We start from the raw sequence: 16,125 nt of genomic DNA, 5'->3' as shown, positions 1-16,125 counted from the left end.
TATATCAAGCTACTATTTGTTAGCTTGAAGTGAACGATTTACCCCTTTACTTAATAAATGCTTATCATAAAGAGTGAATCCAAGTTGGATGCCGAAGATTGTTAATGAAATTATTTGTCAACATAATCCAGCAATCAATGAACCATAGTTTGGTTTTGCTTCATATGATTGTAATCCCATTCCAAGTCCTCATCAAATAATTCAGATAATGTTGTTTACAACATATAATACATACATTCAGTATGTAACTCCTTGTCATTCATTTGTTTTGAATGAGTGAATTAATTGTGGTGTAAATGCTAATGTTGTAGCAGCAGGGAAGATAAATCCCATTACTGTAGATGCTGTATCTGGTACTTTAAATAAGTAGTTAGTTGCTTCTCTGTCGTAATCTACAATGTAGAAAGCAATGAATAATGCACCAATTAAATATGTTGCAAGAACACCGATGTATCCTCACATTTTTTTCTTAGCTGAAAATTCTTTTTTATGTTTGTAAAGTAAAATAGTCATAATTCCATTTACATATAAACTGATTCCGTCAGCAAACATAACGTTAAGCATAGCTTTGTTTAAGTTGTTTGTTGCACCCCATATAACTCATAATAAGATTCCAACGTGGAAAATTCAGAATGAAGTGAAACTTACGTTTCCTGTTCTTTTATCTTTGATAAGTTTAATTAATTGAGGAACACTTAAGGAAATAATGAAAACAACAGTTAATCAAACAAATACATTAAATGATACATCTAAAGCTTTAGGTGCTTTAGTAACTGCTGTTTGTGCTCCTTCACTAAAAAATTTAACTATATTTTGCATACTGTTATATTTTAACCTATTTTATTTTTTGTATGAATTTATTTTAAACTTATTTCAAAGCAAAATCATCCTTAAAATAAGCTTTAAAAATAAAAAAGATGCTTAGAATAAAGCACCTTCTAATATCTGGTTTAATGTATCCCCAATTGTTCCTGTTTGGTGGTCTCCAATAACTAATTTTGCAGCTGCTTTTGCCTCTTGCGTTCCATTACCAACAGCAATTCCATATTTAGCTCCAGCAATCATATTTACATCATTTCCGCTGTCTCCAAAAGCTATTAAGTTTTCTTTGCTTAGTCCTAATATTTCTAATACCTTTTCGACACCTGAAAATTTAGAAGCATCTTTAGGGTTAACATCAGTATAAACAGAGTTAGTTAAATAAACAATACATGGTAATCCTTTAGTAGCTTGTCTAATTTCTTCTGTAATTTTTTGTGCTTTATCTGATGGGTTTCTAAGAGCTATTTGAGTAATAACGCTATCTTTTGCTAAAACAACATTTTCTAAGTGTTCTAAAGTAGCAATATTTAAAATATTCATATCCATTATTTGTTCTTGAGACATTCATTTAGGAAAATGATTATTTGGGAGATATGATCCATTATAATCTAAGGTATCTACACTTAAAATTAAGTCATTTTCTAATGCCTTTTCTTTTAAAATATAGAACACTTTATTAGGCACAGTATTAAGTACATTCACTGTTTTTTTATTAACATCATAAATTAATGCTCCATTTGAGCAAACAATATAATCTACGTATTTAATTGTGCCATCTTTTAATATAGGCAATACTTTTTGCAATCCTCTTCCTGTTGCAATTATGTTAACATGGCCTTCTTTTTGAACACGTTCTAGTGCCTTCATAGTGTCAGGGTGGATAGTATTATTTTTTCTTAATAATGTTCCATCTAAATCATATGCAAATGCTAATTTCATAAGCCTTCTTTCTATAGTATTTTACTTTATTTTTGTATTTTTAAGCTTCAGCGTAAAAAAACCAAAACAACTAGTATATAGGTATTTTGGTTAAAATTATGCAATTATTTATAATCTGATTCACGGTATGGTATTACATGAATGTGAGTATGGAAAACAACTTGACCAGCTGTTTTTCCTGTGTTGATTATTATTTTAAAACCAGGTATTCCTTTTTGAATAATTTCTTTATTAGCTAATTGGCGAGCTATTTTCATAGCATATAAGAAGTCATCTTCACTATTAGCTAGAATATTTTCTTCTTGAACTTTAGGAATAACTAGGAAATGCCCTTCTGTTTGAGGAAAAGCATCATAAATAGCTATTACCTTATCGTCTTCATAAAGAATTTTACTTGGAATTTCTCTTTTAATAATTTTTGTAAAAATTGAATCCATTATTTAGCAATAATTGCCATTCCTTCTGTTTTAGCTTTCAGTGCGTCATCAACTTTAATTACATAACCTAAGGCTACAAAAGCGCTTTGAGCTTTCTTGTATAAGTTATCATCACTAACAGCAAGTAATATTCTTAATTGATTTAGATCACTTGCAAATGGTGTTTCATCAAATGAAAGAATCTTACTTTCCACTTCTTTTTCTTTGCCTTCTTCAGTAGTCTTAGTTTTTACAGTTTTACCAATTGGAGCAATTTGACTCATGTATGCTACATTAATTGTTTTTCCATCTGTAGACGCAGCAATTGAACTAGCTAATTTTCCATTTTCATCTACTGACACAATTTTTTCATTATTAGCATCGTAGAATCCAACAAAAATCTTGTCTTTTGGTGTATTTAATAAATCATCAACTGAATATGATATTTTAAATGAGCTAGGCATAGCCATTAATCCTTTAAATCCACCCATTGTGCTTTGATATGGAGCAGTTTGATTTAGTAATAAAGCACTTGTGGCTGTATCACCTGCTGTAGTTGATTTCTTAATTAAATCTTGATATTGAGCAATAGTATCAATTTTGCAATTTCCCATAGTAAAGATGTTGTTTGTGTTACTATCTTGATATTGTCATAATTGCACTGTTTTGTTATTTACAACATAGTTAATTAAATTGAATTGATCTAGTTGGAATTTTGTCTTATATAGTGAAGCTGATGAAGAATCAACCTTTTCTAAATCAGCTAGATTACTGATTTGGAAGTATTTGTTAATTAACAATAATTTATTAACTGTATAAGCTACATTGGTTTGGGCATTATTATATAGTACATTGAATTGATCTTGGTTTAAGTTAGCCTTGTAGTATTTACTTGAAGTCCCTTGAGTATTTGATCTATCTAAAAAACTAACAAAAGCTTTTTGGTCATCATTTGAAAGAATTCCAGCAGCAGCTCAAGTGTTTAATTGAGTTAATAAATAAAATGGATTATGTTTTAAGTTTTCATTAGCTACAAAAGCTTGGTATGCTGCAAATGCATCAGCTTTATAAGCCTCATTTGAAATTAGATTTTGGCCTTGCGCTACTGAATATAAGTTTTTCAAAGTAACATCAAGTCATTTTCCTTCAATAATTTGTGTAATTGAATCTTTACTAAAATCAGCATCTTGTTTTCTTTTAGCATCAGTATCTTTATCAACCCCACAAGATACCATAGCCACAGGCATAATAGCTGCAGGAGCTAGTAATAATGCATGTTTAAATTTGAAGTTCATTATTTATCTCCTTTAGCGTTTTTTCATAGGTTTTGACTTAAGTATTGGTAAATTGTATCAAGCGCTGATTTTTCACTCATTGTTGTATTGTTTGCATATGAGTAAACTAATTTAGCAAGTCCATCTACAACTTCAAAGTTGTAACTTGTTCCTGTTGCAAATTGTGCTTTAACTCATGTATCAACATTCTTTAATAAGTCAAGTAATTGTTGTGTTTGTTTACCTACAAGTACACTAGCAACTTCTGTTTTAATGTTGTTAATATCTGTTTCAGTGTACTTCTTGTTATCATTTGATGCATTATCTTGTGCTTTAATGTAAGTTAAGAATTCTGAATTATTTACTAGTGATTCAATAACAGTTTCTGGTGAAACCTTAGTAGATAATTTATTTGTAACATTAAAGTAAGTCTTATTTCCAGCTGCATAGTTTTGAGCATCCTTAGCAATAAATGTTTTAAATTCATCTAATGAATTAATTTGATCATATCTAGCTAATAAAACATCTTTATCAGTTAATAACACATAAGCATTATCCATATCGCTAACTCTTAGAACTACAGGAACTTTTTTACTTGCTGCATTTCCGGCACTTGTTTCTACAGCAAAGTCTCAGTTATAGAATTGTTTAAAGAATGTAGTCATATCAGCAGTTTTAATGTTTGCAACTACTGTATCTACTACCTTGTTAAATTCATTAACTTTAGCTATTGCTTCTTGCATAGTTTTAGCTGTTTTTGCTTCTTCTAGTATCTTTGTATAAGCTGCAATCATAGCTGGTTGTACATTTGAAGCTGCTGTAATTTGAGTTAATTTTCCAAGTTCAATTGATGGGATATTTTTTGCATCATTATTTCCAAAGATTGCTGTAGCAAATACACCTAAACCTTGATCAATTGAGCTAGCTAATAATTCTTCTACACTTGTTAAACCACTTGTACCAAGAGTTGAAGCATCACTTTGTGTTAATGCACCTAAATATGTTTGATATTCAGAAATAGCATTATTATATGCACTTGAAGTTTGATCTTTAGTTTGTAAAGCATAACCTTGAGCTGTTTTCATCGCTAATAAAATTGACATATTAGATTTGATATTAAACTTATCACCATTTGGAATAACACTGTATTTTAATAAGTTAGCTAATGTAGCTTTTTCTTTATCATCAGCTAAAATTCATGGTTGGTAAATATCTGATTTATTTGTTTTACCAGCTAATTTATAAACTGTTGGTAAAACAACTTTGTTTTTGTTAAAGTAGCTTTCAATAAATGGAGTTGGAGTTTTTAAGTCTTTAACTACAGTTACTTTACCATCTACCATTTTTGTTTCAACAACAAATGATTTAGTTAATAAAGTTGTTACATTGTTTGAATTATTTGGATCAACAAAGTAATTAACACCTTCTTTAAAGTATGGGAATACTTTATCTCCTTTGTTAAATAAAATAATTGCATGCCCATTTGCATCTTTAACTTGGTTTCCATTTTCATCTAATTTGTAAATTGTTGTATTAGCTTTTCTATTGATGTAATCCATTGTTTGTTTTTTGTATTCTAATTGATATCTTCTTTGTGCTTCTGATTCAATTTGTTTAAATACTAAATAGTTAACAGCTTGAACTTCAGTTAAACTCTTTCCATATTCTTCTTTACCAATAATTTCGTTGAATTGTTTTTCCCAGTTTTCAAATCCATAATTTTTCTTTAAGTTAGATTTTAGATCATCAATTTTAGCTTGAACATCTTTTTTAATTTCGCTTAAAGATTTTAAAGCGATTGAATTATTAGGGTTTTCTCCATCAAGAAGTGAAGCATTTCAAATTCTTTGAAATTCTAGAGAAGCTTTGTATTCTTCTTGGTAAAGATATTCAATTGTTCTGTGGTAGAAGTCATCAATTTCTTTAGCTGCTGCAACATCTTTAGAATTTACAAGGTTTTGAAGTGCGCCTGCATTTGTAGTAGCTAATTCTTTGCCATCTGGTCCCATAAATTTAACAACAGGTGCCTTGCTATCAATAGCATCTTTGTAGTTTACTTTTGTTACATTAACTGTTAAAGGAATAGCAATAGCTGCTATAATCCCTACAAAGATTGTTGCTCCTATTGCGATAGTGGCCTTATTTCTTTTGGCTTTATTTGTACTATTCTTTTCGTGTTTTTCATCGTGTCTATCATTTAGTTCTGTTAAACGCTCAAAGAATGATTTTTGTCTCTTTGCCATTAATACCTCGTTTTCTTAATTTAAAATAATATATTTTAAATTATAGCAAATTTATTAATTTATAATTCTATTATGGAATACAGAGAAATAGTAGAAGCATTTAAGTCATTAAATGCACTAGCTAAGGAAGAAAAATTTGTTTATTCTTTAACTTCTTCTTCCTTACAGCAAGCTTTAAATGGTGAAAAGCTAACAAATCCAATTACAATAGCAATTTCATTTTCAACCTTATTAAAATTAAAGTTTTTTTATCCGGAAAAATTAAATTTACCTCCAGATAATAGTTTTGATGAATTTTTTCCAAGTTTACAATTGGGAAATGTTGTCTTTAATTTATATATTTTAACTGAGTCTAATCGAGATATTATTTCTTCTCGTTTAATTAATAAAGTACTATCTAAAGTAAATAAAGGTAAATGGTGTGATATTTTATTAATCTTGGATGAAATTTTTAGTGATGAGCCTTCAATTTGATCTTATTTATATAGAGACAATGATGAGATAATTAAACTAGATGCAATTACTCGTATGAATCCTTATTATTATAATGTTGTTAAAATCGAAGATGAAGAAGTGCCTTATTTAGACTATTTTAAAAATGAAATAAAAAATGATGTCGCTTAGACATCTAATATACCCAGAGCAACGCTCTGTTTTTTATTTCATTGTTAAAAAAGTTAATAAAAAAAGCGACGCCCTATTTTCACATCTCTGCTATCGTCGGCGCTAGAGGGCTTAACTACTGAGTTCGGAATGGTATCAGGTGATCCCCTCTGCTATAATCACTTGTATATATTGTAATATAAAAGTAAAAATAGCAAAGCATTTTTTTAAAAATTTTTTAATATTCCCGAATGATTAGTTAGTATGTTCATACCTTAAAAAAGTAATAAAAAAAGCGACGCCCTATTTTCACATCTCTGCTATCGTCGGCGCTAGAGGGCTTAACTACTGAGTTCGGAATGGTATCAGGTGATCCCCTCTGCTATAATCACTTGATAAAAGTATATATCAAAATTTAAAATTTCAAAATATATTTTTATTTTTGTTTATTAAAAAATATGAATTATTATTTATTTTGTCCACCCATTTATTTAAAAAAATAGTATCATATTAATGCTAGGTTTTTCTAGCAAATATTATTTGATTTTCTATGTTATTTAGATTGTTTTGAAATTTGTTTAAAATAACATGGATTTTAGAAAGAATTTCTTCTGGAAGTTCTTTTTTCTTTAAATCCAGTAAAGCTATTTTTTTCAAAAACCTATGAAAATCTCTTGTTTTCTTGATCTAATTAGAAATTATATGAACAAGTGGGATGTTAATATCAAGATGTTTTTGTAGAGCTCATAATTCTTGTTCTGTTAGTTGTTTTCCACTTGGTTCTTTTGCTATATATTTTTTACCTTTTATTTCAAATCAGGTCTTTTGGTTAATATCAGGATACTATATAGATTTTTGTGTAAATTCATAAATTATTAAAAATGGCAAAAGAAAAGATAAGTTACCCTATAATTTTTATAACGTCGAAAGGAATAACTTATCTATGAATAATTTTAAACTATTAAACTCAGAACAATTGCAAAATTTTATAAATTATATAAATTAAAAAGATGACATTCCACTAAAGCTAAAGTGGCATTGCCATCTTTTTAATTTTTCATTTTTTCTATAGTCAGGAGTGCTCTTATTAAACATAACTTACGCCTAAATTATCATTAGCTTATTTTATGATATTAAATGACATTTAGGCCTATGGCATGGATAAAAAAATCTAGCCAAAGCTAGATCTTTAAATTATTTCTTTAAGGTTTTGGGCATGTACTTTTGTTTGAATCATCTTGATTGGGTTAAGTAGTGAATTGCAATCGTTTGTAAGATTGTTCAGATAGAACCGAAAATTCAATATACTTGCACACCAGCTGAGAACATAACGGTAATTACAGTGAATACAATCATCATAATGCGTTGAGTTCTTTCTGATTTTTTCAAGGCTTCGGCTTCAGCAATTGTTGTTCTTCTCTTGAATTTTTTCTTGTTTAAGATTCTTGGAATCAACATAGAAAGAATTTGGAAGATAATAACAGCAGCTAGCACTCATAAGTAAGCTAATTGTCCATCAAATAGTCTCTTGTATGAGATAGAAGCGAAGTTAACACCAAGTCATGTGGTTTCCTTAATTTCTGGAATACTTTGAATAACCCTTCACATAGCGAAGAAAATTGGCATTGAAAGTATCATAGTTCCGAACTGATCGGCAGGGTTAATATTATACTTATTATATAAAGCTGAAAGTTCTTGTTGTTTTTTCATCTTCATAGCTTTGTTTTGCTCTAAGCCTTTGTATTTGGCTTCGATGGCAGCTTTTTTGTATTTTAGTTCTTCCATTACTTGTTGCATAACAGTAGCTCTAAATGTAATAGCTAGACCAATTACACGTGTTAGTATAATAGCGATTAAAATAGCGATAATTGAAGCTCATCCATCTCATCCGGGCATTGCTTGACGCAATGACTGGATTAAGACAGAAAGTGGATAAACTAATAATCCATAGAATGGACCATATTCTCAAGCTTCACCTCAAGTGGTAATAGGTTGAATTGCATAGTCCCCAGCAAATGGAACTACAGCACCATTTTGTGAATATAGAATATTATTGTTGTAATCAAATTTATTAACTTTGGCTGTTTTTTCATATTCTTTATATCAATTTGCTGCATTTTCGGGACTTCTGTTGAAGAATTGCAATTGACCTAAGTATTCAGTCATAGTTTTTTGATATTGGAGTAATAAACTATATTGTTTTGGTGTAATGGCAAATAACGCAGTTTTTCCATCTCCACCATTTTCTTGACCCTTCTTTTGTTCTTCAGATAATCCATCTACAAGATTTTTAATGAATTGTGATGGCGTGCTTCCTAATTCTTGAGCGAATTTTGAACCTTCACCAAATGAGTATTCATAAAATACTTGAAGGATATCTCTCGCAAACATTCTGTTTGCATTATATTGAGCTTCAGCAAGGTTAGTTTTTTTATCATTAACTACAATATTGTCTGGTGTATTAACTTTTTGAACACCTGAAATATTAGAAATTAAGATATTTCCGTTTGAATCCTTGATAGGAACTATTACTGATGAAGCTTTACCATCTTTATCTGTAACTTGCATAGTTTGACTTGCTTGTACAAGGAAAAGTTGGTCCATGTTTCCTAGTAATTGTCCTTTTTTATCATCAGCTGTTTCGTATTTGTAAGCAAATACATAAATATCGCTTGTTTTTGCATTTGAAACATATTGGTATTGTGGTGATGTTTGTGATCTAAATAAATATTTTGGAGTTTCATTTCCATTTGCTTTTGTTCCAAAGATACTATTTTTAGCTGTATCTAAGTTTAAATCTGTTAAAGATCTAGCATTTGGCAATTGGAAAGCAACTAAATATTTTCCTGGATCAGCATATGTCCCACCATTTGCTTCAGTTTGTTTTCTTAGTGCTTCTAAGACTTTAGAATCACGTAAAAAGAAGTTAGCTTCTGTATCATTTGTTAGCAAACTATAAGTGTAATTTGACTCTTGCTTATTGTCACCATTTTCATTAGATACATAATCAACTTTTTCTTCTTTTTCTTTTAAAGTATTAACTCTAGGGGCGATGTCGTTTGGATTTCTATAAAACTCAATCCCGTTCCCTACGTTATATGAATTTTTTAATGCAAACGCTTGAACACACCCTGTAATTGTTAATCCAAAGACAAAGACATAGAAGACGATCTTAAATCATTTTAAAAATTTCTTTCATCCTTCTTTTCTCTTTTCTTTAGGATCATTACTATTGGTAAAATATTGAAAATTATTGTTTGCTTTTTTCATTTTTCCTAAATTTCTCAAAGATTTTAGCAATTGCTTCCTTTTTGGTTGCATAATCTGCTTCTATAAAATCTTTGCGAACAATTAATACAAAATCATAATTTAGGTTATATAAATCTAATTCATGTACTATTGCTCTTAATTGTCTCTTGTATAAATTACGACCAACTGCATTAGCAAACTTTTTAGGAACTGTTATTCCAGCTCTAAAAGCCTTGCTTTTTATTGAATAAACAATTAGATATTTATTCGCCAGACAATTTTTCTTGCCTGAGTTTAATACATTGTTAAATTCTCAGTTTTTTCTAAGTCGATATTGTTTTTTCATTTTAGAAATTATTTATCAGAAACTGTTAATCTTTTTCTACCTTTAGCTCTTCTTCTAGCTAATACTTTTCTTCCGTTAGCTGTTTCCATTCTAGCTCTGAAACCATGTACTTTAGCATGTTTACGCTTGTTTGGTTGGTAAGTTCTTTTACTCATTTTTTCTCCTCCTATTGTGATGATTTTTCAATAATTATATAAGCGTGTTTATATTATACACAAAAAGCCTATTTTTAATGCACACAAAAAAGGCTAGTATTTTAGCTATTTTTTAACTCTTTTATAACTTATTTCTAGAAACAAAAATTTCTTACTCTTTTGCATGAATGAAAAATATTTTAAAACTCAAAGCTTTAGCCTCGTTACTACACCAAAAAATATTTAACCTATTTATAAAATTCTTAACTGTCATTCTTTATCTGTCTGTAGGCCATTATAATAATTTATAAAAAAATTAAAAATTGTCTTATTTCATTTCCTTTTCTTAGATTTAAATTTTTAAAATCAACAGAACAGGCTGTACTATTTTTTCACCTTTGTCCTAGATATTAAAATAAAAAACCATGTGTTTTTATTAATCTCAAGCATTTAAATACAAGTGTAAATGCAAAAGCCATTTTTGTAAGGTCTATATTCTGTTTAAATTGTTGTATAATATGCACATTAGAATAAGAGGTTTAAATGTTAAATTTAAAATATGTTTTAAACAATGAAGAAAAAGTCAGAAAAAACCTAGAAAATAGAGGTTTTGACGTAAAAATTTATGACGAATTTGTTTCACTTGCTAAACAACGTGGACAAATGATGAATCAAGCTCAAACAAAAAAAGCTGAACTTGCAAAATTATCAAAAGAATTTGGAACATTAAAAAATCAACCCGCAGCTCTTGCTCAATTGAAAGAACAAATTGCTCAAATCAAGGTTCAAGAAGCTCAACTTACAGCTGATGCTGATGCTTTAAATAACAGAATTGAAGAATTAATTTTACAAATTCCTAATGAAACTTTACCTGAAGTACCAGTGGGTGCAGATGAAAATGATAATGTTGTTTTAGCTGAACATCCAAATTTAGGACGTGGATTAGTCAAGGGTGTATTGCCTCACTATGAAATTGCTAAAAACTTAGACATTATCGACTTTGAACGTGCTGTTAAATTATCAGGTTCTCGTTCAGTTGTTTATAAAAACGCTGGTTCAAGACTTGTAAGAGCATTAATTAACTTTATGCTTAACTTACATACATCAAAAGGATATAACGAATTCAACACACCTGTAATTGTTAAAGAAAAAATGTTATATGGTACAGGGCAATTACCTAAATTTAAAGAAGACCTATATAAAATTGATGGTGCTGATGAATATTTAATTCCTACAGCTGAAGTTACATTAACTAACATCTACAACGATGAAATCGTTGACTTAAGCACACCTTTTAGAGCCACAGGATACACAGAATGCTTTAGATCAGAAGCTGGCTCATCAGGTAAAGATACTCGTGGAATCTTAAGACAACACGAATTCAAGAAAATTGAATTAGTTAAAGTTACAAATGAACAAGATGCTATTAAAGAATTTGAAGCAATGCTTGAAGATGCTAAAGATGTTTTAGAAAAACTTGAAATCCCTTACCGTGAATTATTATTATGTACAGGTGATTTAGGATTCTCATCACGTAAAACAATAGATCTTGAATTATGATTACCTTCAGAAGAAAGATACAGAGAAACTTCTTCTGTAAGTTACATGGGTGATTTCCAAGCTCGTAGAGCCATGATTAGATATAGAGATGCTGAAGGTAAAACTCAATATGCTCACACAATGAATGGTTCAGGTCTTGCTGTAGATAGAGTTATTGCTGCTATCTTAGAAATTTATCAAAATGCCGATGGAAGCATTACAGTTCCTAAAGTATTAGTGCCTTATATGGGTATGGAAGTTATTAAGTAGTGTACTAGTTACACTATTTTCTTTGTTTTTTTGCTTATTATTAAAAATGTGGAACAAAAAATTTCCACATTTTTTTATTTTGTTATACAGGCCTATAGAAGTGATAGTATTTAATTGTAATGATTTATTTACAAGGAGAAAAAAATGAATAAAATTACAAAATCATTCATGTCACTAGCTGCTGCTGGTATCGCAATTGCGCCAGTTGCTGCAGTTGTTTCATGTAATGATACAGAATCAAAAAAAGTTGAAGAATTAACAAAAGAAATCGAAAAAATCAAAGCTGATAAAGCTGCTGTTGAAGGTCAATTACAAGCTGCTGTTGATCGTTACAACACTGTTTCACTTGCATCTTCAAATGCATGAAACAGTATCTCAGCTGAAAAAGAAGCAATGGGGCGTCAAGTTTATGCTGAAGCAACAAGATTATTTGACAAAATGATTACACAATCTAATGTTGCTTTAGATAAAGTAAACAAAACAGGTGAAAAAGTAACTGTTACAGCTACAACAGATAAGCAATTTATCCCAGTTGTATTCATGGATCTAGATGAAACAGTTTTAAATAACTTTGCTTTCCAAAACTACTTAGTAACACACAACACATTCTTCTCACCAGCATTATGAGGAGACTTCGTTTCACAAGCAATTTCTACAGAAGTTGCTGGAGCTATCGACTTCATCAAACATGTTTGAGATAAAGGTGGAGTTGTTATGTTCAACTCTAACAGAGATCAAGGTCCTCAAATTAAACCATCATTAGACAACTTAGTTAAATTAGGATTAGATGCTAAATTAATGCCTGATTGAATTTGGTGAATGCAAGGAATGGATAAAGCTGATGCTAAAACATTTGATCAAGCTCACAGAAATGTAAGAGTTTCAAAAGAAGAAAGAATGCATTGAATCAACACACACAAATTAACAATCGATAATGTTCAAGCACAATTTAAAGTTGTTATGCGTGTTGGTGACGATATTTCTGACTTTAATGATAACTTTAGTAAAACACCTAACATCACAAGCAAAGAAGTTGTTGCTGCTCTAAAAGATTCTAAACTTAACTATGGTAAATTATTTGGAAATGATAGTTTAGAAGTTAAATCTGTTTACTATGATGCTGCTAAAAAAGCATGAGTAAACGAAGATTTTGCTGCAAGTTACGTTTTAATCCCAGGAAACACTTCATACGGTAGCTGAGTAAAACAAGCAGTTGGTTCAAGCAAATTTGACTTTAATAAGATTAATCAATTACTTGAAAAAGAAGGATGAGTATTCACACCTAAAGCTTCAACTACAAACACAAACAAATAACTAAATGGCTAATTTAAAAGGTACAGTTAAGGCTGTATCTTTCTTTTTTTATAAAAAAATAAGCCAATGGCGTAGGCTTATTTGTCATCTTTATCTGCTGAAGCAATAGTGTAAAGTGAATCATTAATTCAAACTATATCACCTATTTTTATTTTTGAACTTCTTCCTTTTGGCACTTGACCATTAATTTTAATTTCATTATATTTAATGAATTCTTTTGCTGCTCCACCTGTATCAATTTCATCTATCTTCTTAAGGAATTGAGATAGTTTAATACTATCACCAGTGATTTTGATTGTCATTATTTGTTATAAAACTTTCTCATAGGTGTGATTAATTGAATGTGGTTAGGATCATTTTCTGAAATAAATAGGATTTTATCTTCATTTTGAGAGATAAAGATATTTAACATTCCTGAATCTAAAGCAGAAACAGCATCTTTTACATAGGTGTAATTAAAATCAATTTGAGCACCTTTACCTTCAACTATTTCTAAAGCGTTAGAAACAGCATTTGCAGTCCCTATTTCGGGCACTTCGTAAATAATCTTAAGGTCATGATTTTCGAAGTAAAATTCCATCTTCTTATCTTTTTCAGTTTGATAAAATAAGGCTTTATTTAAGGTTCTTAAGAGCTCTTCACGTTCAATCTTAAAATTTCTAGTGTATTTTACTTGGAATAGTGATGAAACATCAATATATTGTCCTTTATTAACCGAAGTTCAAATTACTGTATTTTCGTAAGCAATTCCGATTCTATCTTTATTGAAGAAAAAGTCAACTTTTTCCGGTGCATCTTTTGTAATAAGTTTTTTAAGGTTTCTTGCATCAATTGTTAAATCAATTGTAACTGGTTTATCAACTTGGATAATTTCAGTTGATAATCTATATGAATCTGTTGCTAAAAATCTTAATTGTGCTGAGTTATTAGCAGAAATATTAATACATTTATATATCAATGAATTTAATCTATCATTTGAGGCACTAGTAGATGTAGAAACATCAGAAATAACTTTTTCAAATAAATGTGAATTAATAGATACTCTATTATCTGTATCTTCGAAATCAATTCTTGGGTATACTCCTGCATTTAATGCTGTTAAAGTAAATATAGTAGATCCTTCATAAATATTAATTAAGTTTTCATTAGCATCAAATGTGATTTCTTTATCAAACTTTTTAATAATGTTTCTTAATAGGTTAGCTGATAAATAAAACTTACCTGATCTTTCAACTGTAATTTCTCTATTATCTACTGGAATAACTTTTCTAGCAGCTAGTGTAGAAGAAGCTCCAATTAAAGTTAAGTTTTCTGAATCAATACTCATATAAATACATCTAAATGGAATAAATGTATCATTGCTATCTATATATGTAGATAAGAATTCTACTAGTTGGTCAATTTTAGGTTTAGAAATTGTGAATTTCATAAAACCTCCTTTATATAAATAATATATCTTGTGGATATGTGGATAACTCCAAAATGTTTTATTTTAGCCTTAATGACTGTTAAATATGAACTTTTTGCTCATTTTTGGCTAAATTGTATCTTGTGGATATCCTGTTAATTAATTTTATAAATCTGATTTTTAAGTTCTTGTATTGTACGCTTTAAAGATTCATCATCTGACTCTTTAAACTTACGTAAAGCGTTTAAAACAGTTGAATGATCCTTTTTAAACACTTTTCCAAGTTCAGTTGAAGAATAATCTAACTGAATTGAGATCATATACATAGCGATATGACGAGCTACTACTATTTCAGCTTTTCTTGAGTTAGATAAAATATCTTTGGCTGGTATTTTATAATACTTAGAAACAGCTTTAATAATAATATCTGGTGTAATATTTTCTTGTTGTTGAATAACATCTTCGAAAATATTAGTAATTGTTTTATAAACATACTCTTGTGGTGTGTTTAATATATCTTGTTTGTAGTGTGAGATCCGTTTAACAGCACCAAGTAGCGTTCTAATCGAAGCTGTATGATTACGGATAATAAAGTCTTTGGCTTCTTCTGAAATTAAGTCATTACTTAGGTCGATATCATCTAAGAAAAAATCAAGTAATTTTGATAAATCGTCAATATCAGGTTGCTTAATCTTAGTAATAAATCCTGATTGAAAACGAGTAATTAAACGATTATCAAACATTGAAGAAATTTGATTAATGTCTTTATCACTACAAAAAACAGTAATCTTATTACGTTCCATCCGACCATCTAAAATTTGAAAAATAAAGTCTTTTGTAGATTTTTTATTCCCTTCTCCAAAGAGCTGAAAATCATCAAATAACACTAGGTCATAGTTATAAACTAAATTTTTGTGGATTGAAAGTAACTTCTTTTGATCATTTTCTTTTAGTAAGCTTGTTAATGAATTAGTAAAGGTATTAGGATTAACTAAAAATACCTTTTTGCCTTGTTCAATAAAGCTATTTTCCAAAGCTTTGAGTAAGTGCGTTTTACCTAAACCAGAATTACCAGAAATAAACAAGACATTAAATGTGTATTCTCCATCAGCAATAGTTTTACATATATTTAAAGCTTCACGATTGAATTTACTTTCAACGTAATTGTCAAAAGTATATTGCGGGTTTGTTTGATTTGATTTCTTAATTAAGTTATCAGCTTTCTTGATTACTTTTTCAGCAGTCTTGGCAGCTTCTAAATGTTCTTTATCAACAATCTTGAAAGAAACTCCTTCTCCAAACACCTCATTAACAGCTTTAACAAATGTGTTATTATAATATTTTTTAAAGTTATGCAGATCTGGATAAACTTTTGGGAAAAATATTATAACCTCGTTGTTTTCAAATGACATAATTTTTAAGTTTTTAAAAAATGTTCTAAAGAGCATATTATCTTGAACTTCGTTTTTCATATACTCAACAAAAACATCGTTATAAACATTCAGTTTAACTGTGTCATTATCGATTTCGTCGTTTTTTTCTAATATATTCATGCTTAAATTTTATAA

Annotated in this window: 15 protein-coding genes and 2 rRNA genes; 3 read left to right on the top strand and 14 right to left on the bottom strand. The window is 29.3% G+C overall.

Going from position 1 to position 16,125, the window contains the following annotated elements:
* Window positions 1-12: 12 nt before the first annotated feature.
* From ACM0IS_RS00085 to ACM0IS_RS00065, 5 genes are all read right to left on the bottom strand, one after another.
* On the bottom strand, window positions 13-819 hold the full coding sequence (locus ACM0IS_RS00085; RefSeq protein ID WP_416756234.1) for a PQ-loop domain-containing transporter: 807 nt from the start codon (window positions 817-819) through the stop codon (window positions 13-15).
* A gap of 102 nt (window positions 820-921) precedes the next feature.
* Window positions 922-1,761 (bottom strand): HAD family hydrolase, encoded by an 840-nt coding sequence (locus ACM0IS_RS00080; RefSeq protein ID WP_416756233.1) that lies wholly within the window; start codon window positions 1,759-1,761, stop codon window positions 922-924.
* Window positions 1,762-1,865: 104 nt separating this feature from the next.
* Complete coding sequence (gene hinT, locus ACM0IS_RS00075; protein ID WP_416756231.1) at window positions 1,866-2,198, bottom strand: histidine triad protein HinT; 333 nt, start codon at window positions 2,196-2,198, stop codon at window positions 1,866-1,868.
* Complete coding sequence (locus tag ACM0IS_RS00070) at window positions 2,198-3,472, bottom strand: HinT-interacting membrane complex lipoprotein P60 (protein ID WP_416756229.1); 1,275 nt, start codon at window positions 3,470-3,472, stop codon at window positions 2,198-2,200. Before ACM0IS_RS00070 ends, hinT begins: the two co-directional genes overlap by 1 nt.
* A complete protein-coding gene (locus tag ACM0IS_RS00065; protein WP_416756227.1) occupies window positions 3,472-5,694 on the bottom strand; it encodes a HinT-interacting membrane complex protein P80 in 2,223 nt (740 codons plus the stop codon). The genes ACM0IS_RS00070 and ACM0IS_RS00065 overlap by 1 nt, the downstream gene beginning before the upstream one ends.
* 72 nt (window positions 5,695-5,766) lie before the next feature.
* On the opposite strand from ACM0IS_RS00065, the gene ACM0IS_RS00060 reads away from it, so the two are divergent.
* Window positions 5,767-6,318 (top strand): hypothetical protein, encoded by a 552-nt coding sequence (locus ACM0IS_RS00060; protein WP_416756226.1) that lies wholly within the window; start codon window positions 5,767-5,769, stop codon window positions 6,316-6,318.
* A 60-nt stretch (window positions 6,319-6,378) separates the two neighbouring features.
* Here the strand turns inward: ACM0IS_RS00060 and rrf (ACM0IS_RS00055) are convergent.
* The 6 genes from rrf (ACM0IS_RS00055) to rpmH form a co-directional block, all read right to left on the bottom strand.
* Window positions 6,379-6,484, bottom strand: a 5S ribosomal RNA gene (gene rrf / locus ACM0IS_RS00055).
* Between the two features lie 103 nt (window positions 6,485-6,587).
* Window positions 6,588-6,693, bottom strand: a 5S ribosomal RNA gene (rrf, locus tag ACM0IS_RS00050).
* Between the two features lie 120 nt (window positions 6,694-6,813).
* The gene (locus ACM0IS_RS00045; RefSeq protein ID WP_416756225.1) at window positions 6,814-6,954 is read right to left on the bottom strand and encodes a hypothetical protein; all 141 of its coding nucleotides are present in this window, start codon (window positions 6,952-6,954) and stop codon (window positions 6,814-6,816) included.
* Window positions 6,955-7,491: 537 nt separating this feature from the next.
* Window positions 7,492-9,567 carry a membrane protein insertase YidC gene (yidC, locus tag ACM0IS_RS00040; protein ID WP_416756224.1) on the bottom strand — a complete coding sequence of 692 codons (2,076 nt, stop codon included), beginning with the start codon at window positions 9,565-9,567 and terminating at the stop codon, window positions 7,492-7,494.
* The gene (gene rnpA / locus ACM0IS_RS00035; RefSeq protein WP_416756223.1) at window positions 9,548-9,892 is read right to left on the bottom strand and encodes a ribonuclease P protein component; all 345 of its coding nucleotides are present in this window, start codon (window positions 9,890-9,892) and stop codon (window positions 9,548-9,550) included. The genes yidC and rnpA overlap by 20 nt, the downstream gene beginning before the upstream one ends.
* Window positions 9,893-9,900: 8 nt before the next feature.
* On the bottom strand, window positions 9,901-10,047 hold the full coding sequence (gene rpmH / locus ACM0IS_RS00030) for a 50S ribosomal protein L34 (protein WP_416738532.1): 147 nt from the start codon (window positions 10,045-10,047) through the stop codon (window positions 9,901-9,903).
* Between the two features lie 522 nt (window positions 10,048-10,569).
* Here rpmH and serS point away from each other — a divergent pair.
* Window positions 10,570-11,835 (top strand): serine--tRNA ligase, encoded by a 1,266-nt coding sequence (serS, locus tag ACM0IS_RS00025; protein WP_416756222.1) that lies wholly within the window; start codon window positions 10,570-10,572, stop codon window positions 11,833-11,835.
* Window positions 11,836-11,979: 144 nt separating this feature from the next.
* Window positions 11,980-13,149: an HAD family acid phosphatase gene (locus ACM0IS_RS00020; protein ID WP_416756220.1), complete on the top strand. Its 1,170-nt coding sequence runs from the start codon at window positions 11,980-11,982 to the stop codon at window positions 13,147-13,149.
* A 77-nt stretch (window positions 13,150-13,226) separates the two neighbouring features.
* On the opposite strand, the gene ACM0IS_RS00015 is transcribed toward ACM0IS_RS00020, so the two are convergent.
* From ACM0IS_RS00015 to ACM0IS_RS00005, 3 genes are all read right to left on the bottom strand, one after another.
* On the bottom strand, window positions 13,227-13,451 hold the full coding sequence (locus ACM0IS_RS00015; protein ID WP_416756219.1) for an RNA-binding S4 domain-containing protein: 225 nt from the start codon (window positions 13,449-13,451) through the stop codon (window positions 13,227-13,229).
* Window positions 13,451-14,578: a DNA polymerase III subunit beta gene (locus ACM0IS_RS00010; protein WP_416756218.1), complete on the bottom strand. Its 1,128-nt coding sequence runs from the start codon at window positions 14,576-14,578 to the stop codon at window positions 13,451-13,453. The genes ACM0IS_RS00015 and ACM0IS_RS00010 overlap by 1 nt, the downstream gene beginning before the upstream one ends.
* A 134-nt stretch (window positions 14,579-14,712) precedes the next feature.
* On the bottom strand, window positions 14,713-16,110 hold the full coding sequence (locus ACM0IS_RS00005) for a DnaA ATPase domain-containing protein (protein WP_416756217.1): 1,398 nt from the start codon (window positions 16,108-16,110) through the stop codon (window positions 14,713-14,715).
* Window positions 16,111-16,125: the final 15 nt, after the last annotated feature.

This window comes from Mycoplasma aquilae ATCC BAA-1896 (genome assembly GCF_048074525.1).
GTDB classification, from domain to species: Bacteria; Bacillota_I; Bacilli_A; order Mycoplasmatales; family Metamycoplasmataceae; genus Mycoplasmopsis; species Mycoplasmopsis aquilae.
Note: the sequence above shows the minus strand (reverse complement) of the source record. Positions and strands in the feature narration are given on the sequence as shown.